The organism is Agromyces sp. NPDC004153 (genome assembly GCF_053603635.1).
In genome coordinates this window covers 2861628-2881595 of record NZ_JBSGFY010000001.1, presented here as the reverse complement: position 1 = coordinate 2881595, position 19968 = coordinate 2861628, and the positions used below count along the sequence as shown (strand labels likewise).

At 72.0% G+C, this 19968-nt stretch carries 19 protein-coding genes and 1 tRNA gene; 8 read left to right on the top strand and 12 right to left on the bottom strand.

The genetic code is table 11. From position 1 onward, the window contains the following. Positions 1-8: 8 nt before the first annotated feature. Both ACWEOH_RS13610 and folE read right to left on the bottom strand, forming a co-directional pair. The gene (locus ACWEOH_RS13610; protein WP_452031698.1) at positions 9-1256 is read right to left on the bottom strand and encodes an NAD(P)/FAD-dependent oxidoreductase; all 1248 of its coding nucleotides are present in this window, start codon (positions 1254-1256) and stop codon (positions 9-11) included. After that, positions 1253-1891 (bottom strand): GTP cyclohydrolase I, encoded by a 639-nt coding sequence (gene folE / locus ACWEOH_RS13605; protein ID WP_452031696.1) that lies wholly within the window; start codon positions 1889-1891, stop codon positions 1253-1255. Before folE ends, ACWEOH_RS13610 begins: the two co-directional genes overlap by 4 nt. A gap of 118 nt (positions 1892-2009) precedes the next feature. Between folE and ACWEOH_RS13600 the strand changes: the two genes are divergently transcribed. From ACWEOH_RS13600 to ACWEOH_RS13575, 6 genes are all read left to right on the top strand, one after another. Next, positions 2010-2690, top strand: a complete 681-nt coding sequence (locus ACWEOH_RS13600; protein ID WP_452031694.1) for a helix-turn-helix transcriptional regulator — start codon at positions 2010-2012, stop codon at positions 2688-2690. Between the two features lie 41 nt (positions 2691-2731). After that, on the top strand, positions 2732-3424 hold the full coding sequence (locus ACWEOH_RS13595) for a response regulator transcription factor (RefSeq protein WP_148733976.1): 693 nt from the start codon (positions 2732-2734) through the stop codon (positions 3422-3424). Between the two features lie 52 nt (positions 3425-3476). After that, positions 3477-5336: an ATP-binding protein gene (locus ACWEOH_RS13590; RefSeq protein WP_452031692.1), complete on the top strand. Its 1860-nt coding sequence runs from the start codon at positions 3477-3479 to the stop codon at positions 5334-5336. Positions 5337-5466: 130 nt separating this feature from the next. After that, on the top strand, positions 5467-5757 hold the full coding sequence (locus ACWEOH_RS13585; RefSeq protein WP_452031690.1) for a WXG100 family type VII secretion target: 291 nt from the start codon (positions 5467-5469) through the stop codon (positions 5755-5757). A 235-nt stretch (positions 5758-5992) separates the two neighbouring features. Beyond that, positions 5993-8770: an FG-GAP-like repeat-containing protein gene (locus ACWEOH_RS13580; RefSeq protein WP_452031688.1), complete on the top strand. Its 2778-nt coding sequence runs from the start codon at positions 5993-5995 to the stop codon at positions 8768-8770. Continuing rightward, positions 8767-9306 (top strand): hypothetical protein, encoded by a 540-nt coding sequence (locus ACWEOH_RS13575; protein WP_452031686.1) that lies wholly within the window; start codon positions 8767-8769, stop codon positions 9304-9306. Before ACWEOH_RS13580 ends, ACWEOH_RS13575 begins: the two co-directional genes overlap by 4 nt. Before the next feature lie 72 nt (positions 9307-9378). Here ACWEOH_RS13575 and ACWEOH_RS13570 read toward each other — a convergent pair whose 3' ends face one another. The 7 genes from ACWEOH_RS13570 to ACWEOH_RS13540 all read right to left on the bottom strand — a co-directional run bounded on the left by ACWEOH_RS13570 (position 9379) and on the right by ACWEOH_RS13540 (position 16611). Beyond that, on the bottom strand, positions 9379-10728 hold the full coding sequence (locus tag ACWEOH_RS13570) for a hypothetical protein (RefSeq protein WP_452031685.1): 1350 nt from the start codon (positions 10726-10728) through the stop codon (positions 9379-9381). A 226-nt stretch (positions 10729-10954) separates the two neighbouring features. Further along, positions 10955-12052, bottom strand: a complete 1098-nt coding sequence (locus ACWEOH_RS13565) for a hypothetical protein (protein ID WP_452031683.1) — start codon at positions 12050-12052, stop codon at positions 10955-10957. Between the two features lie 192 nt (positions 12053-12244). Beyond that, on the bottom strand, positions 12245-13864 hold the full coding sequence (gene groL / locus ACWEOH_RS13560) for a chaperonin GroEL (RefSeq protein ID WP_148733973.1): 1620 nt from the start codon (positions 13862-13864) through the stop codon (positions 12245-12247). A 247-nt stretch (positions 13865-14111) separates the two neighbouring features. Further along, positions 14112-15167 carry a DUF3048 domain-containing protein gene (locus ACWEOH_RS13555; protein WP_452031681.1) on the bottom strand — a complete coding sequence of 352 codons (1056 nt, stop codon included), beginning with the start codon at positions 15165-15167 and terminating at the stop codon, positions 14112-14114. Between the two features lie 161 nt (positions 15168-15328). Beyond that, on the bottom strand, positions 15329-15532 hold the full coding sequence (locus tag ACWEOH_RS13550; protein WP_148733971.1) for a cold-shock protein: 204 nt from the start codon (positions 15530-15532) through the stop codon (positions 15329-15331). A 207-nt stretch (positions 15533-15739) separates the two neighbouring features. After that, entirely contained in the window at positions 15740-16285 is a 546-nt protein-coding gene (locus tag ACWEOH_RS13545) for a LytR C-terminal domain-containing protein (RefSeq protein WP_452031679.1), read from the bottom strand. 29 nt (positions 16286-16314) lie between these two features. Continuing rightward, the gene (locus ACWEOH_RS13540) at positions 16315-16611 is read right to left on the bottom strand and encodes a DUF3263 domain-containing protein (RefSeq protein WP_148733969.1); all 297 of its coding nucleotides are present in this window, start codon (positions 16609-16611) and stop codon (positions 16315-16317) included. 197 nt (positions 16612-16808) lie between these two features. Here ACWEOH_RS13540 and msrB point away from each other — a divergent pair, with 197 nt between their 5' ends. Both msrB and ACWEOH_RS13530 read left to right on the top strand, forming a co-directional pair. Next, on the top strand, positions 16809-17210 hold the full coding sequence (gene msrB / locus ACWEOH_RS13535; RefSeq protein WP_452031677.1) for a peptide-methionine (R)-S-oxide reductase MsrB: 402 nt from the start codon (positions 16809-16811) through the stop codon (positions 17208-17210). 2 nt (positions 17211-17212) lie between these two features. Further along, positions 17213-17767 (top strand): nitroreductase family protein, encoded by a 555-nt coding sequence (locus ACWEOH_RS13530; RefSeq protein WP_452031675.1) that lies wholly within the window; start codon positions 17213-17215, stop codon positions 17765-17767. Here ACWEOH_RS13530 and ACWEOH_RS13525 read toward each other — a convergent pair. The 3 genes from ACWEOH_RS13525 to ACWEOH_RS13515 all read right to left on the bottom strand — a co-directional run bounded on the left by ACWEOH_RS13525 (position 17764) and on the right by ACWEOH_RS13515 (position 19944). Then, the gene (locus ACWEOH_RS13525) at positions 17764-18843 is read right to left on the bottom strand and encodes a DMT family transporter (RefSeq protein ID WP_452031673.1); all 1080 of its coding nucleotides are present in this window, start codon (positions 18841-18843) and stop codon (positions 17764-17766) included. The genes ACWEOH_RS13530 and ACWEOH_RS13525 overlap by 4 nt on opposite strands. Position 18844: 1 nt before the next feature. Next, a tRNA-Thr gene (locus ACWEOH_RS13520) sits at positions 18845-18917 on the bottom strand. An 88-nt stretch (positions 18918-19005) separates the two neighbouring features. Beyond that, complete coding sequence (locus ACWEOH_RS13515; RefSeq protein ID WP_452031671.1) at positions 19006-19944, bottom strand: DsbA family protein; 939 nt, start codon at positions 19942-19944, stop codon at positions 19006-19008. Positions 19945-19968 lie beyond the last annotated feature (24 nt).

Below are 19968 nucleotides of genomic sequence, written 5' to 3'. Positions count from 1 at the left end.
GGAGGGGCTCATGCGGTGGCCTCGCGGAGCACGGCGTCGAGCGGGATCGACGGGTCGACGAGCCGGTCGACGTCGATGCGGGCACGCGAGCGGATGAACTCCTGCACCTGCTCGTTCACGTCCCACACGTTGACGTTCATGCCCGCCACGACCCGGTCGTCGGCGAGCCAGAAGGCGATGAACTCGCGCCCGGGCACGTCGCCCCGGAACACGGGCTCGACGCCCGCCATGAGGGGCCCGTAGCCCGAGTACTCCATGCCGAGATCGTACTGGTCGGTGTAGAAGTAGGGCGGCTCGTCGTACTCGATCGCCTCGCCCGCCATCGAGCGTCCGGCCGCGGGGCCCTGGTTCTCGGCGGTCGCCCAGTGCTCGGTGCGCAGGTGCTCGCCGAGGAACGGCTGGAAGACGTTCGCGACGTCGCCCACGGCGTAGACGTCGTCGGCACTCGTGCGGAACGCGGCATCCGTCACGACGCCGTTGTCGACCTCGATGCCGGCCTCCTCGGCGAGTCCGGTCAGCGGCACGGCGCCGATGCCGACGATGACCGCGTCGGCGGGCACGACCTCGCCGCCCTCGAGCGCGACGCCGGTCGCGCGTGCGTCGTCGCCGACGATCCCGTCGACCTTCGTCGACATGCGCAGGTCGACGCCGTGCTCGCGGTGCAGTCGGGCGAACACCTCGCCTGCGGTGGGCCCGATCGCGGCCTCGAGCGGCACCGCCTCGGGCGCCACGACCGTGACCTCGTTGCCATAGCCGCGGGCCGCGGCCGCGACCTCGAGCCCGATCCAGCCCGACCCGATGAGCACGATGCGGCGGCCGCCAGGCGAGAGGAGGTCGCGCAGCGCGATCGAGTCGCCGATGGTGCGCAGCACGTGCACGCCCTCGAGGTCGGCCCCCGCGCCCGGCCAGTGCCGCGGCGCCGAGCCCGTCGCGAGCAGCAGTCGGTCGTAGTCGAGGTGACGTCCGTCGTCGAGTCGCACGCGATGCGCCGGCAGGTCGAGCCCGGTCGCGCGGATGCCGCGGAGCACCTGGACGCGGTGCTCGTCGTACCACTCGGCGGGGTGCACGTCGACGGACTCGCGGGTGGCGGCGCCGTTCAGGAACTCCTTCGACAGCGGGGGTCGGATGTAGGGCATGGCGTCCTCGCCCGCGACGATGCGCACGGGCCCGTCGTAGCCCGCGGCACGCGCTCCCTCGGCCGCCCGCGCGCCCGCCAGGCCGCCGCCGACGATGACGATGCCGTGCTCGCTGCTCATCTCGTGCGCTCCATTCCCTGCGCGTCGCACCGCGACTCGAACTCGCGGCGGAGGCGTTCGTCGACTCGGAGGAGCCCGGTGAAGCTCCTGGTCGTGGTCACGCTGCCCACGATACGTGGCCCGCGCAGCGACATGCAGAGATGCTCGGCCTCGAGCACGACGCCGGTGCCGCGCGGTGCGAGCTCGCGCTCCAGCCACTCCGCGAGCTGCCGCGTCATCCGCTCCTGCACCTGCAGCGACCGCGAGAACTGCTCGACGATGCGCGCCAGCTTCGAGAGGCCGACGAGCCGGTCGCCGGGCAGGTACCCGACGTGGGCGACGCCGCGGAACGGCAGCAGGTGGTGCTCGCAGAGCGAGTGGAACGGGATGCCGGCGACGACCACGAGGTCGTCGTATCCCTCGTCGTTGGGGAACGTCGTGGCGCGGAACGGCTCGGGGGTGAGGAGCTCGATGAGCGCGTCGGCGGCGCGCCGCGGCGTCTCCGCGAGGTGCGGCGAATCGAGGTCCTGCCCGAGCGCGACGAGGAGATCCGCCACGGCGGCCCGCGCGCGATCCCGGTCGATGACGGGACGCGCCTCCTCGTCGTCGGTCACGGCGTGCAGCGACACGATCGCCGGCGTTGCCTCCGGGCTCATCCCGCACCTCCTCCGGGCGTCCACCTCGGCCGTTGCGCCCTCGTCACCCTCTGCGATCGACGCTAGGTCGGCCCTCGAGTTCTGTCAACGAATCCTGTTTTTAGAGTAGAGTCGGGGCATGGCATCCGACGGCGGACCCGAGGCCGGCGGCCGCTGGTCGGCCGCCGCACTGCTCGCCGACCCCCTGCGGCGGCGCGTCTACGCCGCGGTGGTCGAGCACGACGAAGGCGTCACTCGCGAGGCCGTCGCGCACGAGCTCGACCTTCCCCGGTCCACGGCCGCCTTCCACCTCGAGCGACTCGCCGCGGCCGGTCTCCTGGCCGTCGAGTTCCGGCGCCTGAACGGTCGCTCGGGCCCCGGCGCCGGGCGACCCGCGAAGCTCTACCGCCGCGGCGACTCCGAGTTCGCGCTGAGCGTGCCCCGTCGCCTCTACGCCGTGGCGGGGAGCGTGATGGCCGAGGCGATCGAGCAGGCCACCGCGGGCGCCTCGCCGAAGGCCGCGCTCCGCGACGCCGCGAGCCGCGCGGGGCATCGACTCGCGGCAGGGGCCGCCGATCTCGAGGTCGCGCTCCTGCGCGAGGGCTTCGAGCCGCGCGCCGAGGGCGACGACACGGTGCTCGGCACGTGCCCGTTCCACAAGCTGGCGCAGCAGCATCCGGGCGTCGTCTGCGACCTCAACCACGCGCTCGTGTGCGCCATGGCCGACGAGGTCGGCGCGGCATCCGATCGCGTACACCTCGACCCGGGCGCCGGCGGATGCTGCCTGCGCATCGCCGGCGCATTCGATTCATCCAACTGACTCTCAGGCAGATCACAGCGAACTTCAAGAGAATGGGATCCATGAGCGATGGACCCCGCATTCTCATCGTCGACGACGAGCCCAACATCCGCGACCTCCTCACGACGAGCCTCCGGTTCGCCGGGTTCGCGGTGCGCGCCGTGGGCAACGGCGCACAGACCATCAGCGCAGTCCTCGAGGAGGAGCCCGACCTCATCATCCTCGACGTCATGCTCCCCGACATGAACGGCTTCGGCGTCACCAAGCGCCTCCGGTCGGCCGGGTACACGGCGCCGATCCTCTTCCTCACCGCGAAGGACGACACCGAGGACAAGATCACGGGCCTCACGGTCGGCGGCGACGACTACGTCACCAAGCCGTTCAGCCTCGACGAGATCGTCGCGCGCATCAAGGCGATCCTGCGCCGCACGATGCACGCCGAGGAGGACGCCGTCATCCGCACGGGCGAGCTCACGATGGACCAGGACACGCACGAGGTGCTCGTCGGCGACGTGCCCGTCGAGCTCTCCCCCACCGAGTTCAAGCTGCTGCGCTACCTCATGCTGAACCCCAACCGCGTGCTGTCGAAGGCGCAGATCCTCGACCACGTCTGGGAGTACGACTTCAACGGCGACGCCGGCATCGTCGAGAGCTACATCTCCTACCTGCGTCGCAAGCTCGACCAGCACTCCAGCGAGCCGCTCATCCAGACGAAGCGGGGATTCGGCTACATGCTGAAGTCCTCCAAGCCGTAGGCCAGGCATGGTACAGGGTCGGTTCAGGGAGCGTCCGTAGACTCGGCCCGCCATGCACCAGACGATCTCCGAGCGGTGGAACCGCATCTCCCTGCGCACCAAGATCACGGGTGTGACGGTGCTGATGCTGACCCTCGGGCTGCTCGTCTCCGGCATCGGCACGGCCGCCATGCTGCGCTCGTACGTCGAGGACCAGATGGCCTCGAAGCTCGACACCATCGCCGCCGGCGATCTGAACAAGTACTTCGAGGGCGAGAACTCGCCCGGCGCGAGGGCCGACCTCGGCGACCTCTCGTTCGCATCGTCCGACGAGGTGTTCGTCGCGGTCTACGACCCGGCGACGGCGAAGCTCATCGACCACAACTGGGAAGAGCGCGACAGCGAGGGCTACCCCGAGATCCCGTCGAGCCTGACCGTCGCCGAGGTCAATGTCACCAACGAGCGCAGCGCGAGCGGCAAGTACACCGTGTACCCGCTCGACGACGCGAGCGGCCAGCCCACGTTCCGGGCGGTGAGCGCCGTCATGACGGTCGACCAGCACGGCAACTACGCGCCGATCATCATCGCGATCTCGTCGAAGGACACCGAGCGACTGCTCGCCGTGTACCTCACGATCTTCCTCGGCTTCGGCCTCGGCGTCGTGCTCGTCGGCGCCCTCCTCACCCGCATGCTCGTGACGTCGACGTTCACGCCGCTGCGCGAGGTCGAGCGCACGGCCGCGGCCATCGCCGACGGCGACTTCGGCCAGCGCCTCGGCGGCGCCACCCCGAACACCGAGGTCGGACGCCTCAACCGCTCCCTCAACACCATGCTCAACCGCATCGACCGGGCGTTCCGCGACCGCGCGCGCACCATCGAGCAGATGCGCCGGTTCGTCGGGGACGCGTCGCACGAGCTGCGCACGCCGCTCGTGTCGGTGCGCGGCTACGCCGAGCTCTACCGCATGGGCGCGCTGCAGACACCCGACGAGGTCGCGCAGGCCATGGACCGCATCGAGAAGGAGGCCATCCGCATGGGCGGCCTCGTCGAGGACCTGCTGGCCCTCGCCCGACTCGACGAGGCCAAGCCGCTCGAGCTCGCCGAGGTGGACCTCGTGCCGCTCGCCCGCGACGCCGCCCTCGACGCCATGGCCGCGAACCCGGGCCGCACGGTGACCGTCATCGCGCCCGAAGAGCTCGGCGGTGCGGATGCCGCGGGCGGGGCGACGCCCGAGCTCGAGGTCGAGCTGGAGCCCGAGCGGCCGCCGACAGGGGCGATCTCCTTCGCGGGCGCCACGCTCGCGCGGCTGCGCGGACGACGTCCACGCGGAGACTCGCCGGCTTCGGGCGCCGGGCGGCGCGGGTCGGGCCAGCGCGCGGGCGCCGGGGCATCCGGATCGCGTCGCGGGCAGTCGTCGCGGGCGCGCGTCTCGAGCGCCGACGCGCGCGTCACGACGTACCCCGCCGCCGAGCCGCAGGCCGACCAGCAGCAGTCCGTCACGACGACGACCGCCGGCATGGTCACCGCACCCGTCCGACGCGCGGTGGTGCTCGCCGAGGAGAACAAGATCCGCCAGGTCATCACGAACCTCATGGCGAACGCGATCCGGTTCACGACCGACGACAGCCCGATCGAGATCCGGGTGTCGGTCGACGACGCGGCGGAGCGGGCCATGATCGAGGTCGTCGACCACGGCGAGGGCATCCCGTCGCAGATCCGCGAGAAGATCTTCCAGCGCTTCTGGCGCGCCGACACCTCGCGCACGCGCGAGACCGGCGGCTCGGGCCTCGGGCTCGCGATCGTGTCGTCGATCATCGCGGCGCACAACGGCTCCGTCGACGTCGTGGAGACGCCGGGCGGCGGCGCGACCTTCCGGGTGTCGCTCCCGCTCGCCGGCTCGTCTGCCGCTCCGCAGTCGGTCACGACGGCCTGAGGTCACGTCCTCACTCGTCCTCGACATGAGCGGTCGAGCGGATGCCGCGTGCCGCCTGCCGCCGTCGTGAGGTCGGCGAGCGGCCGTCGGCCTACCGTGGGGGTCCCACCCGATCGATGAAGGGACCACGATGACCACCTACCACGTCGACGCCGCCCAGGTGTCCGCCGCCACCCAGTCGGTGCAGGGCACCATCGGCCGCATCCAGTCGGAGGTGACGTCGCTCGTCGTGCAGCTCACCGGCCTGCAGTCGTCGTGGACGGGCCAGGCCGCCTCGGCCTTCCAGGCGGCCGTCGCCGACTGGCGGGGGACACAATCGCACGTCGAGCAGAGCCTCGCGCAGCTCAGCCATGCGCTCGGCCTCGCCGCGACCCAGTACGCCGACGCGGAACAGGCCAACGCGCGGCTGTTCCTGCGGTGATCGGCGCGTCGACCGAGCAGCTCGAGTGGCGCTCCGCACCCGGCGCGTCGGGGCTCCCCTGCCCCCCGGATCGGGGTACGCGGAGAGACTCGCCCGCAGCGTAGCCTGAACACACCTCGAACCCGAGTCCCTACTGTGAAAGCGTGTCATGCCTGGGAGCACAGCAGCCTCTGTTCCGACGCGCGTGCGTTCCGACGCACGCGCCGGACGTCCGCCGGTCGGCCGCGCATCGACCGTGATCGCGACGGTGCTCGCCGTGTTCGCCATGGTCCTCGTCGGTCCCGCCTCCGGCGCCTGGGCCGACCAGCCGAAGCGAGCCGTCGCGCAGGGCATCACCGCCTCCGGTGGGCTGCTCGTCGACCCCGCCGGCCGCGTGTGGGTCTCCGACGCGGTGCAGGGGTTCTGCCGTATCGCTGAGGCCACGGTCACCACTCCCGGTGCGATCGAACCCGCGACCTGTCTCGGGGGCACGGCGGGGTCCGTGCAGAAGGGCCCCCAGAAGCCCGGCGCCGCGGCCCTGCTCGACCCGACGCCGACCGCGAAGGGCAGCGGCGACGAGCTCGCCCTCGTCCCCGACGCCGCGGTGAACTCGGCCAAGGTCGTCCGCGCGAAGTGGGACCCCGCGACCGCGACGTTCAAGTACGCGAGCAGCCTGACGCTCTTCGGCGGCGACCTGCGGCCGGTGGCCGTCTCGGTCGGTCCCGACCTCAGCGCCTACGTCGTGTTCGAACGCGCCCGCACCGTCGTGCGCGTGGTCGATCCCATCGCCGACCAGCCCACCGTGCAGACCATCGCGTTCCTCGCGAACGTCGGCGCACGCGCCGTGGCGGCCGGGGCGACCGAGTCCTCCGGACGCGTCCGGGTCTACGTCGCCGAGGCCTCCGGCCTGACCTCGTTCCTCGCACCGCTCTCCGGCGGCGGCACCGGAACGCCCACCGCCTCGTACGCCATCGGCAGCCCCGCACGCCTGCTGTTCGACCAGGCGACCGGGATCCTCTACGCCGGCACGGCCTCGGCGACCTCCGCCGGCACCGACACCGTCACCCGCGTCATGACGAAGACCGGACAGGTCGAGGCGAGCTGGGCGACCGGGTACAGCCGGATCGGCGGACTCGCGCTGCGGCGCGACCTCGCCCTCGTGGCCGACGACCCGGGCCTCCTGGCGAATCCGGTCCAGACCGCCAAGGGCACCGTGTGGGAGCTCGGCGAGCTACTGCCGACGATCGTCTCCGGCCCCACGAACGCCGACGGCACGCCGTCGCCCGACCCGTCCGTCACCAACGATGCCACTCCGTCGTTCACCATCGCCGTCGCCGGCCAGGTGCCGCTGCAGTGCGCCTTCGACAACGTCAACTGGACCTCGTGCTCGCCGGGCACCGTCACGGCATCGCCGGCGCTCGCCGACGGGCCGCACCGCTTCGGCGTTCGTGTCGGAGCGGTGGGAACCCCCGTCGAACGCGCCTTCACCGTCGACGCGACCGCACCTGCGGCGCCCGAGATCCGCGTGCCGGCCAACGGCTCCACCATCGGCAAGTCGGTCGCGCTCGACGTGGTCGCCGAAGCCGGGGCGGTCCTGCGCTGCGCCATCGACTCGCCCGAGTCCGTCGCCGGCGCCGTCTGCACGAACGGGCAGACCCTGACGTTCACCACGGCGGGCGAGCACGTGCTGCGGATCATCGCGACCGATGCGGCGGGCAACGTCGGGCCTGCCCGGACCTCGACCTTCACCGTCGACCTGACGGCCCCGGCGCCCGTCATCACGGTGCCGGCCACCGACGGCCAGACGATGACCAGCACGGCGACGTTCGAGTTCAACGCCGGCTCGGCGCAGGGGGTCACCTTCCGCTGCCGCATCGATTCGCAGGCGTTCGAGGCATGCACGTCGCCGAAGAGCTACACCGGTCTGACGGCCGGCGCCCACACCTTCACCGTCGAGGCGCGCAGCGCTGTCGGCAACACCGCGACGGCGTCGCGCGGCTTCCAGTTCGTCGTGCCCGACACGCGCGCACCCGTCGTGAGCGCCGCCCCCGGCGCCGGCACCTACGACGTCGGGCAGCAGGTGACCCTGTCGGCCGACGAGCCGGCCAGCATCTACTACACGACCGATGGCAGCACGCCGACGACGTCCTCGACGCGGTACACGTCGCCGATCGTCCTCAACGCCAACGTCACGCTGCGATTCCTCGCCGTCGACACCGCCGGGAACCCGTCGACCGTGGTCTCCCAGGCGTACGTCGTGCGCCCGAAACCGACCTCCACCGAACCGCATGACTACGACGGCGACGGGAAGATCGACCTGCTCGCGCTGAATTCCACCGGCCAGCTCTGGCTGTACCGCGGGAACGGAACGGGCGGGTGGCTCGGGTGGGGCCAGATCGCCAGCGGCTGGACCGGCGTGAACGCCGTCATCGCGGTCGGCGACTGGACCGGCGACGCTCGGCCCGACGTGCTGGCCCGCGCCTCGAACGGCGACGTGCGGCTGCACCGCGGCGACGGCGCCGGCGGCATCGGCGCGGCCGAGGTCATCGCAACCGGCTGGGGCGGGCTGTCGATGATCTTCAGCCCCGGCGACTGGGACGGCGACGGCAAGCGCGACCTGCTCGCCCGCGACGCGTCGGGCAACCTGATGCTCTACCCGGGCAACGGCAGCGGCGGACTCGGCACCGCACGGCAGGTCGGCTCGGGCTGGAACGTCATGACGGCGATCCTCGGGCCCGGCGACTTCGACGGCGACGGCAGCCCAGACGTCATCGCGCGCAACTCGAGCGGGGCGCTCCTCCTCTACCCCGGCGACGGCCGCGGCGGATGGAAGACCTCGCGCGGGATCGGCAGCGGCTGGAACGTCATGACGGCGATCCTCGGGCCCGGCGACGTCGACGGCGACGGGAACCGCGACGTGGTCGCACGCGACGGCTCGGGGCAGCTGCTCCTCTACCCCGGCGACGGCCGCGGCGGATGGCGGACGGTGCGCCTGATCGGCACCGGTTGGGGTGGAATGACGGTGATCTCATGAGGCCTCGACGACACGATGCCGACCCGGCGGTGACGATCAGCCGGCGCGCACTCCTCGGCATGGGGGCGGCCGCCGCGCTGTCCGTGGGCATCGCCACGACGACCCAGCCGGCGACCGCGCTCCCCGCACGCGTACGGACGGCGAAGGCCGCGGCTCCCGTCGAGCCCCGCTACCGGTTCGCGGTCAAGACGCCCGTCCCCGACCTCGCGCCACTCGCACGACTCGAGGACGTCTGGGCCGCGCCGTACTACCTCGCCATCCTGGACTGCACCGTCAGTTACGTCGGCGAGACCGAGCACCGGCTGACGGCTGAGGAATCCGCGATCGTCGACGTGGTCGAGTCGGTCGACGGTCCGGTCGCGGATCGAGAGACCACGTACCTCACCGTGCTCGCGGCCAGCACGCGCATCCCGCCGGCGAACCTGGACGCGAAGCTGCGGCAGCTCGGTCGCGGCATCGTGGCCGGCTCCCTCGCGCTCGCGCCGCAGGCGCCGCAGGCGCGCGCGTTCGCCGCGTGGCTCGAGGCGACCGCCTGACCCGGATCGACCGCCCGACCGGATCGACCGCCCGACCCGATCGACCGCCCGATCGGATGAGATCCGGGCGGCTCAGGCGAGCTGTTCGGTCAGCGCACCGATGACGGCGCTCTCGACCCCGGAGGATCCGGCGCGGAAGTGCGCGATCTGCGGGTACACGATCATGCTGCCGCCCGCGATTCCGGGATAGTCGGCGTCCCAGCCGCCCTCGTAGCTGCCGAACGCCGGGGCGAGCGGCGGCAGGAAGTTGTTCGCCGGCACGTAGCACGACGTCTCGTTGGCGTAGCCGCCGATGAAGAGCCCGTTCGTCCCGCCCTGCCGAGCTCGGAAGTACGCGGCGTAGCCGCTGACCAGCTCACCGCCCACGAAGGCCATCTTGAGCTGCGGGCTCCCGCCGAATCGCCACACCTGCGACGGGTTCGGGACGCTCGTCGCGTACGTGCCGCTGTCGATCCGCGTGATCATCGACTCTGCGTGCCGCTGGTACCAGGCGGGCTGGCCGTCGGGGTTCTGCATGCGAGCGGCGAAGGCGGCGCGGACGGCGGCGAGGTTGGCGGGCGTGGCCACGATGTCGAGGGGCAGCGACACCTCGCGGAACTGCGCTCGCATCGGACCCGTCAAGGCGCGACCTGCCGATCCGGATGCGTTCACGACGAGGTTGCCGATCGTCGCGCCGTGCTCGTTGCGCAGGTCCCACCCACGGTCGCCCGCAGGATCCTGGTCGCCGGCCGGCCCGGGGAGGAAGAGCGCGAACGCGCCCGTGAGGTCCTCGATGGTGTCGGTGGCCTCCGCCGGCCAGTCGCCGTCCCACTCGTCCTGCCATCCGGCGCTCACCGGGTGGCATCCGTAGCTGTAGATGATCGCGCGACGCGACCCGTTCGACGCGCGCGCCGTGATGATCGGCACGGCCGTCTCGACCGTCGGCAGTCCGACGCGATTGAACGCGAATCCGGCGAAGCCGACGCGATAGTCCAGCGTGACCGTGGTCCGCGAGGCGGCGAGCGTGTCCTTGACGAGCGTGACGATGCGGTCCTGCAGCCAGCTCGTGTAGTTGTCGATCTGGTCGCGGTTGGAGACGTCGTACGCGATGAACGGGTCGAGCATGTCGCCCACCGCGGGCCCGTTGTGCGTGTGGCTCGCGACCAGCACGATGTCGGCCGACGTCCAGCCCGCGAGCGCGATGAGTCGTGGGCGGAGCGCCTGGTGCATGCCGCGGGGGATCCCCAGGATGTCGAGCGACACGATCACGTGCGGGTAGTTGTCCTCCCAGAGGACGATGCACCGCGCCCAGAGCGGATGCAGCTGCGGGGTGTTGCTCCTGACCACGCGGAGGGGGCCCTGTACCCCGTATCCGCCCATGTACGGGTTGACGCCGGCCGCAGGCGTGATGTCGGCCTTCGCGGTCGCGATCGAGAAACTCATCGGTATGCCCCAGGGAGCGGGCGCCCGACTCCGCGAGACGGCGATCTCGTGCTCGGGGTTCGGGTCGGGCGTGCGCTCACGACGATGCTAGACCGGCGCCGTCCCGCGCTCTGCCGCCAGTTCTGGGGGTGCGGGGCGCGTGGGTCCACGGCGTGCGGGTGTCCCCCACCCGCGCGGCCGCGACACGAGGAGGATCGGGGCCCCGCGCCGCTCGCCGGTCGGTTCCTCACAGCGCGCCGGCGACGACAGCGGCCGCCGCGAGCGCGCGCTCCCGGACCAGGTCCTCGCCCTCGTACGCCGTCGAGGCGACGGTGATCCATGCGCCGGCCGCGAGCACGTCCACCGTGCACGAAACCGACGCCTCGGCGTCGGTCGGCCCGTTGCGACGGCAGGTCCAGAAGGTGTCGGACGCCGATGCGGGCTCGCGGCCGGGAAGCGCGGCGGCGGCACGGAACGCGCCCTCGGCATCGGGCAGGACGCTGATGAGGCCGCCGGCGATCTCGTCAGCGACGCCGTACCGGCAGGCGATGCCGCCGGCGGTGAGGAGCGCGGCATCCGCCCCCGAGCTCTCCTCGTACGCGTACCCGGGCTTGTACGTCACCGAGCCCGCGCCGATCGCGGCGGCGAGGTCGTCGGCGGTGACGATCGCATCGCAGGTCGTCGGACCGGCGATCCATGCCTCGGACAGCGGCGGAAGCACGCCACCCTGCGGCATCGCGCGCACGCCCGCCACCACCGCGTCGCCGAGCGCGATCATCTCGGCGGCGGGGACGCCGTCCTCGGTCCACGGCAGCCCGAAGACGGTCGCGTTCGCGAAGTCGTCGCCGAGGTAGCCGATCGCGCTGCAGTGGTCGTAGATGCAGTGGGTCGCGAGCGGCCATTCGTCGGCCATGGACTCGTCGCCCGTCAGGCCGCCGATCTCCGTGCCGATCCGCAGTCCGGCGGGAGCGCCGTCGGGGAGCACCGACACGACCGCGCGCACCTCGCCGCTCGCGGCGTCGGCCCACGTGCAGCGGAATCCGCCCGCATTCTCCCAGCGGGCAACGGCAGCGGCCTCGTCGTATTCGCTCAGCACCGCACCGCCCGCGCGCAACGAGGTGCCCGCGGCGGCCTCCAGGAGTTCCAGCGGAACGAACTCCCCGCACGTCGTGCCGGTCAGGTTCACCGGTCGCGTCGCGGGCTCGTCGGGCGCCGGCGTGGGTGCGGCCGACGGCTCGGCCGTCGGCGTCGGCGAGGCGGCGGGACCACTTGGCGTGCATGCGGTGAGTGCGAGGACGGACGCCGCGATGAGGGCGGCGGCAAGGCGGTAGGGACCATGCGGCATGCACCACATGCTAGGGATCCGAGACGTCACGGCGCGGACACCGCGCATCACGGTCTGATCACGCAATGCCGGTTCGGCGTGCCGAGGACCACGGACGCGTGGCAGCGGCGGCCCCCGCGCCGGACACGACGATGGGCGCCTCCCGGAGGAGACGCCCATCGCGTTCGGGCACGAGGCCCTGAGGTGTGCGGACTAGAAGTCCATGCCGCCCGTCGGGTCGCCGACCGGAGCCGGGTTCTTCTCGGGCTTGTCGGCGACGACGGCCTCGGTGGTGAGGAAGAGGCCGGCGATCGACGCGGCGTTCTGCAGCGCCGAGCGGGTCACCTTGGCGGGGTCGATGATGCCCTGGGCGACGAGGTCGCCGTACTCGCCGGTCGCGGCGTTGAGGCCGTGACCCGCGGGGAGCTCCGCGACCTTGGCCGCGACGACGCCCGGCTCGAGGCCCGCGTTGAGGGCGATCTGCTTGAGCGGCGCCTCGATGGCGACCTTCACGATGTTGGCGCCGGTGGCCTCGTCGCCGTCGAGCTCGAGGTTGCCGAAGGCCTTCTGGCCGGCCTGGATGAGTGCGACGCCACCACCGGCGACGATGCCCTCCTCGACGGCCGCCTTCGCGTTGCGGACGGCGTCCTCGATGCGGTGCTTGCGCTCCTTGAGCTCGACCTCGGTGGCCGCGCCCGCCTTGATGACGGCGACGCCGCCGGCGAGCTTCGCGAGGCGCTCCTGGAGCTTCTCGCGGTCGTAGTCGGAGTCGGTGTTCTCGATCTCCGAGCGGATCTGGGCCACGCGGCCGGCGATCTGCTCGGGGTCGCCCGCGCCCTCGACGATGGTGGTCTCGTCCTTGGTGATGACGACCTTGCGCGCCTGGCCGAGCAGGTCGAGGGTGACGTTCTCGAGCTTGAGGCCGACCTCCTCGGAGATGACCTGGCCGCCGGTGAGGATCGCGATGTCCTGCAGCTGCGCCTTGCGACGGTCGCCGAAGCCGGGAGCCTTGACGGCGACCGACTTGAAGATGCCGCGGATCTTGTTCACGATCAGCGTCGCGAGCGCCTCGCCGTCGACGTCCTCGGCGATGATGAGCAGCTGCTTGCCGGTCTGGATCACCTTGTCGACGATGGGCAGCAGGTCCTTGATGTTCGAGACCTTGCTGTTGACGATCAGGATGTACGGGTCCTCGAAGACCGCCTCCTGACGCTCGGGGTCGGTGACGAAGTACGCCGACAGGTAGCCCTTGTCGAAGCGCATGCCCTCGGTGAGCTCGAGCTCGGTGCCGAAGGTGTTCGACTCCTCGACGGTGACGACGCCCTCCTTGCCGACCTTGTCGATCGCCTCGGCGATGATCTCGCCGATCTGGGGGTCGGCGGCCGAGATCGACGCGGTCGCGGCGATCTCCTCCTTGGTCTCGACCTCCTTGGCGGCGGCGAGGAGCTCCTCGGAGACGGCCGAGACGGCCTTCTCGATACCGCGCTTCAGCGAGATGGGGTCGGCGCCGGCGGCGACGTTGCGGAGGCCCTCGCGCACGAGCGCCTGGGCGAGCACGACCGAGGTGGTGGTGCCGTCACCGGCGACGTCGTCGGTCTTCTTCGCGACCTCCTTGACGAGCTCGGCGCCGATCTTCTCGTACGGGTCGTCGAGCTCGATCTCCTTGGCGATCGACACGCCGTCGTTCGTGATGGTGGGGGCGCCCCACTTCTTCTCGAGCACGACGTTGCGACCGCGCGGGCCGAGGGTCACCTTGACCGCGTCGGCGAGCGTGTTGAGGCCACGCTCGAGACCGCGGCGGGCCTCCTCGTTGAAAGCAATGATCTTTGCCATGTGTGTCTCTCGTCCCTTCCCGGACGTCCAAGAATCTTGGGGTTTAGCACTCGAATCGAGTGAGTGCTAAAGACGATTCTGGCACTCGACCGTCACGAGTGCAAGCGAGCCGGATGCCGCGCGGCGCCGTCTCGGGCCGTGTTCGCCGTGCGCGTGACGGCGTTGCGGCCGGGCGCGACGCGGCTCGCGGCCGTGCGCGACGCCACGTCGCGGCATCCGTCGTCGGATCAGGACGGCGCAATGTGGATCAGGGCGCGAACGCCGCCGACCCCTCGTTCGGCACGAGCTCGATCCACGTGTTGCCGGGCGCGAGCCGGAGCGTGGAGCCGTCGTCGGCCGTGAGCGTGATCGGCGCGCCGGCGTCGGGCTTCGTCCACGTGCCGTGCGCGGTCCGCCCGCCGACCGACACCCACGCCTCCCCCGTGCCGGTGAGCGCCGTGAGCGGCACCTCTTCATAGGGCCACTCGATCGCGACGCGCAGGGTCACCACGTTCGTCGCCCGGATGCGCTCCCCCGACGCCTCGAGGTCGGGCGTGCCGTCCTGCGAGCGGAGCCACGCGTACGTCGTCGGGTCCCACTCCCACGAGGGGCTGCTCGTATCCGAGAACACCAGCTCGATGCGCGAGGTCGGCGTCGCGGCGAGCGACGGCGCGGCGAGCGGGTCGGCCGTGCCGTAGGCGAACTGCACGGGCGGGGGCGCGAGCCCGGCGTTCGCGGCGACGACGTCGGCCGCAGCGAGGACGAGGTCGTGCGGACCGGGCCGGTCGTCCGCGCGCTCGAACAGCGTCCCGTCGTCCTCGTCGGCGACGACGTTGAGCAGCGGCGTCGCGTGCATGAGGTCGACGAAGTACTGCTGCCCGCCCGAGTACGCGATGATGCCCCCGAGCGGGCCCGCGATGAGCGGGTCCATCGGGCGCACGGAACGAACCGGGCCCACCTGGTCGGGCACGTCGGAGTGCCAGACCGCGACGTACCGGGTCAGCCCGCCCTCGACGAGCTCCTCGTAGACGAGGTCGGTGCGGTTCAACGCGATCTGCGGGCGCGCGTCCCAGTGGTTGTCGATCTTCACGGCGAGCGACGGATGCCGCAGCGCGGCGGCGTCCGCGGGCGTGCCGCGCAGCGGGGCGAACGCGATCCCGACGGGTGCGGCCTCGACCGCGGGCCGCGCCTCGTGGGTCGGCGTCGCGGTCGGGATCAGGTCGGCGGATGCCGCGTCGCAGGCGCACAGGAGGAGCGCCGATGCCGCGACGGCGGCCAGCGACACACCCTTCCGCCCCAGGACCGGGCGGGCACGCCGTGCCATGGCGCCATGCTAGCCACGGAGGAATACCCCCGGGAGGTGCGGCGCACCGATGGTCGGCTCCGGCGCACCCCCAGAACCGGGCACACGGATGCACGCGGCATCCGCCCCCCGGATGCACGAACGCGCCGCCGGCGAACCGGCGGCGCGTCCAAGCTCGTGGATCAGGCGGGGCGGACGGCCTCGGCCTGGGGGCCCTTGGCGCCCGTGCCGACCTCGAAGACGACCTGCTGGCCCTCTTCGAGGACCTTGTAGCCCGCCATGTCGATCGCGGAGTAGTGGACGAACACGTCCTGGCCCCCGCCGTCGACCGTGATGAACCCGTATCCCTTTTCAGCGTTGAACCACTTGACGGTTCCGTTCGCCATGCGTTGCTCCCATGTTGCTGTGTGTCGATCAGCACGTGCCTGTCGCCTGTACCGGGCCCCCTCGTTCGTGCTGACGAGGCACCTCGTTCGGCACCGGGCGTTTCACACGGGATAGAGCGACCAATTCCAGATACTAACGACGTGACGTCGCGGCACAAGAGGCCGGACGCAAGGAAATGTCGCAGAATGGCAACGATTCGGTCGCGATCAACCGCCGGTGGCCGCTGCGTAGTCGGATCCCACCACGAGCACGAGCGGAGTGCCCACCTCGGCGAACTTCGCGTCGAGGCGAACGTCGGCCTCGGGGATCGCGGCGGCGACGCCCCGCGCGGCGCCCTCGAGGTCGGGCGTCGCATAGTAGACGACCGTCTCGGCGAGGTCCTGCTCGCTCGCGTTCGCGGTGGTGCCGACGGGGATGCCGGCCGCGGTGAGCATCTCGGCGGCCCGCGCCGCGAGACCCGTCGTCGTGGTGCCGTTCAGGACGGTCACCGGGATGTCGGGCGCGACGGTCGGTGCCGCCGTCACGACGGGCGTCGGCGTCGGCGTGGCCACGCCCGCGTCGCCGAAGTTCAGGCGGTCGTTGAACACGATCACGGCGCCGATCCCCACGGCGACGAGCACGACCGTCGCGAGCGCGGCCCAGCCGAACGCCACCCAGCGCGCACCGCGACGTGCCGGCGCACGATGGGCCCCGACTCGCTCGATGCCGTGCGGGATGGAGTCGAATCGATCGCGAGGGAACTTCTGCGCCATGGGGTCCAGTCGGGGGTCGGGGCCGTCGCTCAGTCGAGCGGTCGGCCGATCGAGAGCGAGCGACGCGCGCGCGTCGCCGCGCGCGCCTCGCGCATCCGCTGCAGGCGCTTGATCAGCATGGGGTCGTGCCGGAGCGCCGCAGGCGAATCGATGAGCTCGCCGAGGATCCGATAGTAACGGGCGGCCGAGATCCCGAACTCCTCGCGGATCGCCTCCGCCTTGAGCCCGGCCTGCTGCCACGCCCGGCCCTCGAACGCGAGCACGCGTCTCGCGCGCTCGTCGAGTCCGGTCCCGTCGTCGGGGGCGGGCACGCGCTCGGCGCTCATGCGTCCTCCCGTCCCGGCGGACCGTCGCCGCCTGCTGCACATCCTAGGGACCCGTCGCCGGGTGTCCGCCGAGCGGCGCGGCGTGTGCGTCGCCGACGCCCGGAACACGGGGCATCCGTCGCGCGTTGCACCCGCTTGCAGGAAGACCTGCGACCATGGATGCCGGCCATCACGGCACCCGATCGGAAGGAGCGCCCGTGGCGTATCGCGTGGAGAAGAGCGACGAGGAGTGGCGCGCCGAGCTCGGCGGCGAGCAGTACGCGGTGCTGCGCCAGGCGGCGACCGAGCGTCCGTGGACCGGCGAACTGCTCGACGAGGAGCGCGCCGGCGTCTACGCCTGCGCGGCGTGCGGCGCCGAGCTCTTCAAGAGCGGCACCAAGTTCGACTCGGGCTGCGGGTGGCCGAGCTTCTACGAGTCCGTGCGCCCCGAGGCCGTCGAGCTCATCGTGGACACGTCGCTCGGCATGGTGCGCACCGAGGTGCGCTGCGCGAACTGCGGCTCGCACCTCGGCCACGTGTTCCCCGACGGCTTCGGCACGCCCACGGGCGACCGCTACTGCATGAACTCGATCGCCCTCGACTTCACCCCGGAGTCCTAGGCGTGGGCTCCGCGCTCGAGGCGGCGCTCACTCGGCGCTCCGCCTCGAAGGTGACGGATGCCGCACCCGACGACGCGGCCCTGCTCGAGCTGCTCGAGGCCGCGTCGCGCGTCGCCGACCATGCGTCGCTGCGGCCGTGGCGCGTCGTCGCGCTGCGCGGCGCCGCGCGGGAACGGCTGGGAGCCGCGCTCGCCGCCGCAGCGGGCGCGGAGGGCGACGCCGCCGCGAAGCCCGCGGGCAAGCCGCTGCGGGCACCGCTGCTGCTCGCGGTCGTCGCGGTCACGATCCCCGACCACGAGAAGGTCCCCGTGTGGGAGCAGGAGGCGTCGGCGGCGGGCGTCGCCCACGTGCTCAGCCTGCTGCTCGACGAGGCCGGCTGGGGCGTGATGTGGCGCACGGGCCCGTTCACGCGGCATCCGCTCGTCGCCGAGGTGCACGGCCTCGCCGCGAACGAGCACCTGCTCGGCTGGCTCTACGTCGGCGGCCTGCCCGACGGTCGCCGCTCCGAGCGCCGGAGCGACCGCATCGCGGCGAGCCGGCTCACGGTGCTCGTCTAGCGGCCCGACTCGTCGCTGCCGACGACCGGGACCGCGCCCGTGCGCGGGGGCGGCGGGATCGCGTGCCGGCGACGCGTCCAGCCGAGGCTCGCGATGACGACCGCGACGAGGGCGAGCACCGTGCCGCCGACGGTGGCGACGTCGACCGGCCGGTCGGCCGTGGGCAGCAGCAGGTCGAGGGAGAGGGCCGCCGCGAGCTGTCCTGCGACGCCGCACAGCGCGAGCACGAGCACGCCGACGATGCGCACGAGCACGGCCTGCCCGGCGATGAAGACGCAGCCGATGGCACCGCCCGCATAGAGCCACCACTCGGTGGGCATCGCCTCGGGCCAGCCGGCGGATGCCGCGTGCACGAGCATCACGACCACGAGCGCCGTGGTGCCCACGGCGAAGTTGAACACCGTGGCGGTGAGGGCGCTCTCGGCGGCGCTGCGCACCCGGCCGTTGACCGCCTGCTGCCAGGCCGCGCCGATGCCGGCGACGAACGGCAGGAGCATCAGGAGGATCGGCACGTCGTGCGCGAGCTGCGCCGACACCGTCCAGCCGATCGCGGCGAGCGCGAGCACGGCGCCGATCACGCGCGTGGGCGTGACCGGGCGTCGCCCGCCCGGACCGAGGCCGACGAGGTCGAACACGATGCCGCCGAGGGTCTGCCCGGCGACGATCGCCACCGTGAAGAGCGCGACGCCCACGACGCCGGCGGAGAGGCCCTGCGTGATCACGAACCAGGCGCCGGCGAGACCGCCGAGCACCATCCACCACGCGAGCCGTCGTTCGCGGAGGGCCTGCGCCACGCGGCCGAAGCCCAGGCGGCCCGGGCGCCAGACGGCGAGCACGACGAGCAGGATGGCGAGCCCGCTGCCGAACGAGATCGCGGCGGCGGTGAAGGGGTCGTCGATCGCGTGCGCGAGCTGCCCGTTGATGCGCGACTGCAGCGCGGTCAGCGCGCCGCAGGCGAGCGCGAACATGATCGCGAGCCACATCGGGAGGCGGGTGCGCTCCACGTGGGCATGGCGGTGCTGGTGCTCGGACGGGGCGGCCGGGGCCGCGGCATCCGTGCTGGGATTCTCGGTCAAGAGCCGGCTGCGGGACTCGAACCCGCAACCACCGCTTTACAAGAGCGGTGCGCTACCAATTGCGCCAAGCCGGCGGGCGGCGGTGCCTCACGACATCCTATCGGCAGCACGAAGGCCCGGCACGTGGCCGGGCCCTCGTCGCGCGTCGGTGACCGCGAACGCCTACTGCGGTGCGGGCGTCGGGGTCGGCGTGGGCGTCGCGCCGGAGTCGTTGAAGGTCGCGCTCGTGGCCTGGAGCACGAACGCCTGGAACTCCTGCGGGTCCTCGAGCGAGCCGCCGTACTGCTGGCCGTTCACGAGCACCGTCGGCGTGCCGGTGACCGACGGCAGCTCGGGGTCGGTGTTCGGGATCGGCTCGGTGAGGGCGCGGTTCGTGGCGTCCTGCACCCACGACTTGAACTGCACGTCGTCGATGCACTGCTCGATCGTCGAGAGGCTCGAGACGCCGGCCTCGTCGGCGAGCGACTTCAGCTCGTCGTTCGTGAGGCCCGACGTGCCCTCCTCGGGCTGGTTCTCGAACAGGATCGCGTTGAAGTCGAAGAACGAGTCGGGCGACGAGTCCGCGACGCACGCGGCGGCGTTGGCCGCGCGCAGCGAGTACTGGGTGCCGGCCGACTTGTTCGTGAGGATCGCGATGGGGTGCACCTCGAGGGTGGCCGCGCCCGACTCGACCATCGTGCGGATCGAGTCGGAGTTCGTCGCCTCGAACTGTCCGCAGAACGGGCACAGGTAGTCGATGTACATGACGATGTTGGCGACCTCGCCGCTCTCGTCGGGAACGGTCGGCGTGGGGTCCTCTCCGGCATCGAGCGCGGGCGTCTCGACGGCCACGATGGAGCCGTCCTCGCCGGCGGTCAGCACGATGCCGTCGCTGGCCATGTTCTGCGGGCCGGGGCCCGCGGGCTTCGTGTTCTGGACGACGATGCCGATGATGACCGCGGCGATCAGCGCGACGACGACGGTGACGCCCGTGATCAGGAGCGCCCGGTTGCGACGCTCGCGCTTCTTCTGCTGTTCCCGGAGGATCCGGGCCTTCTCCCGTGCCGCTTCCCTGCGTTCGTTTCGGGTCTGGCGTGGCTGGATGGATCCGCCGTAGGTCATCAGGTGGTCAACTCCGGTCGCTGT

What these genes read in the sequence shown, in the direction of transcription:
- ACWEOH_RS13565 (WP_452031683.1), bottom strand. Translation starts at nt 12,052, where the DNA reads ATGCCGCATGGTCCCTACCGCCTTGCCGCCGCCCTCATCGCGGCGTCC.
- ACWEOH_RS13610 (WP_452031698.1), bottom strand. Translation starts at nt 1,256, where the DNA reads ATGAGCAGCGAGCACGGCATCGTCATCGTCGGCGGCGGCCTGGCGGGC.
- folE (WP_452031696.1), bottom strand. Translation starts at nt 1,891, where the DNA reads ATGAGCCCGGAGGCAACGCCGGCGATCGTGTCGCTGCACGCCGTGACC.
- ACWEOH_RS13570 (WP_452031685.1), bottom strand. Translation starts at nt 10,728, where the DNA reads ATGAGTTTCTCGATCGCGACCGCGAAGGCCGACATCACGCCTGCGGCC.
- ACWEOH_RS13555 (WP_452031681.1), bottom strand. Translation starts at nt 15,167, where the DNA reads ATGGCACGGCGTGCCCGCCCGGTCCTGGGGCGGAAGGGTGTGTCGCTG.
- ACWEOH_RS13515 (WP_452031671.1), bottom strand. Translation starts at nt 19,944, where the DNA reads ATGACCTACGGCGGATCCATCCAGCCACGCCAGACCCGAAACGAACGC.
- ACWEOH_RS13600 (WP_452031694.1), top strand. Translation starts at nt 2,010, where the DNA reads ATGGCATCCGACGGCGGACCCGAGGCCGGCGGCCGCTGGTCGGCCGCC.
- ACWEOH_RS13585 (WP_452031690.1), top strand. Translation starts at nt 5,467, where the DNA reads ATGACCACCTACCACGTCGACGCCGCCCAGGTGTCCGCCGCCACCCAG.
- ACWEOH_RS13550 (WP_148733971.1), bottom strand. Translation starts at nt 15,532, where the DNA reads ATGGCGAACGGAACCGTCAAGTGGTTCAACGCTGAAAAGGGATACGGG.
- groL (WP_148733973.1), bottom strand. Translation starts at nt 13,864, where the DNA reads ATGGCAAAGATCATTGCTTTCAACGAGGAGGCCCGCCGCGGTCTCGAG.
- ACWEOH_RS13595 (WP_148733976.1), top strand. Translation starts at nt 2,732, where the DNA reads ATGAGCGATGGACCCCGCATTCTCATCGTCGACGACGAGCCCAACATC.
- ACWEOH_RS13540 (WP_148733969.1), bottom strand. Translation starts at nt 16,611, where the DNA reads ATGAGCGCCGAGCGCGTGCCCGCCCCCGACGACGGGACCGGACTCGAC.
- ACWEOH_RS13545 (WP_452031679.1), bottom strand. Translation starts at nt 16,285, where the DNA reads ATGGCGCAGAAGTTCCCTCGCGATCGATTCGACTCCATCCCGCACGGC.
- ACWEOH_RS13590 (WP_452031692.1), top strand. Translation starts at nt 3,477, where the DNA reads ATGCACCAGACGATCTCCGAGCGGTGGAACCGCATCTCCCTGCGCACC.
- ACWEOH_RS13575 (WP_452031686.1), top strand. Translation starts at nt 8,767, where the DNA reads ATGAGGCCTCGACGACACGATGCCGACCCGGCGGTGACGATCAGCCGG.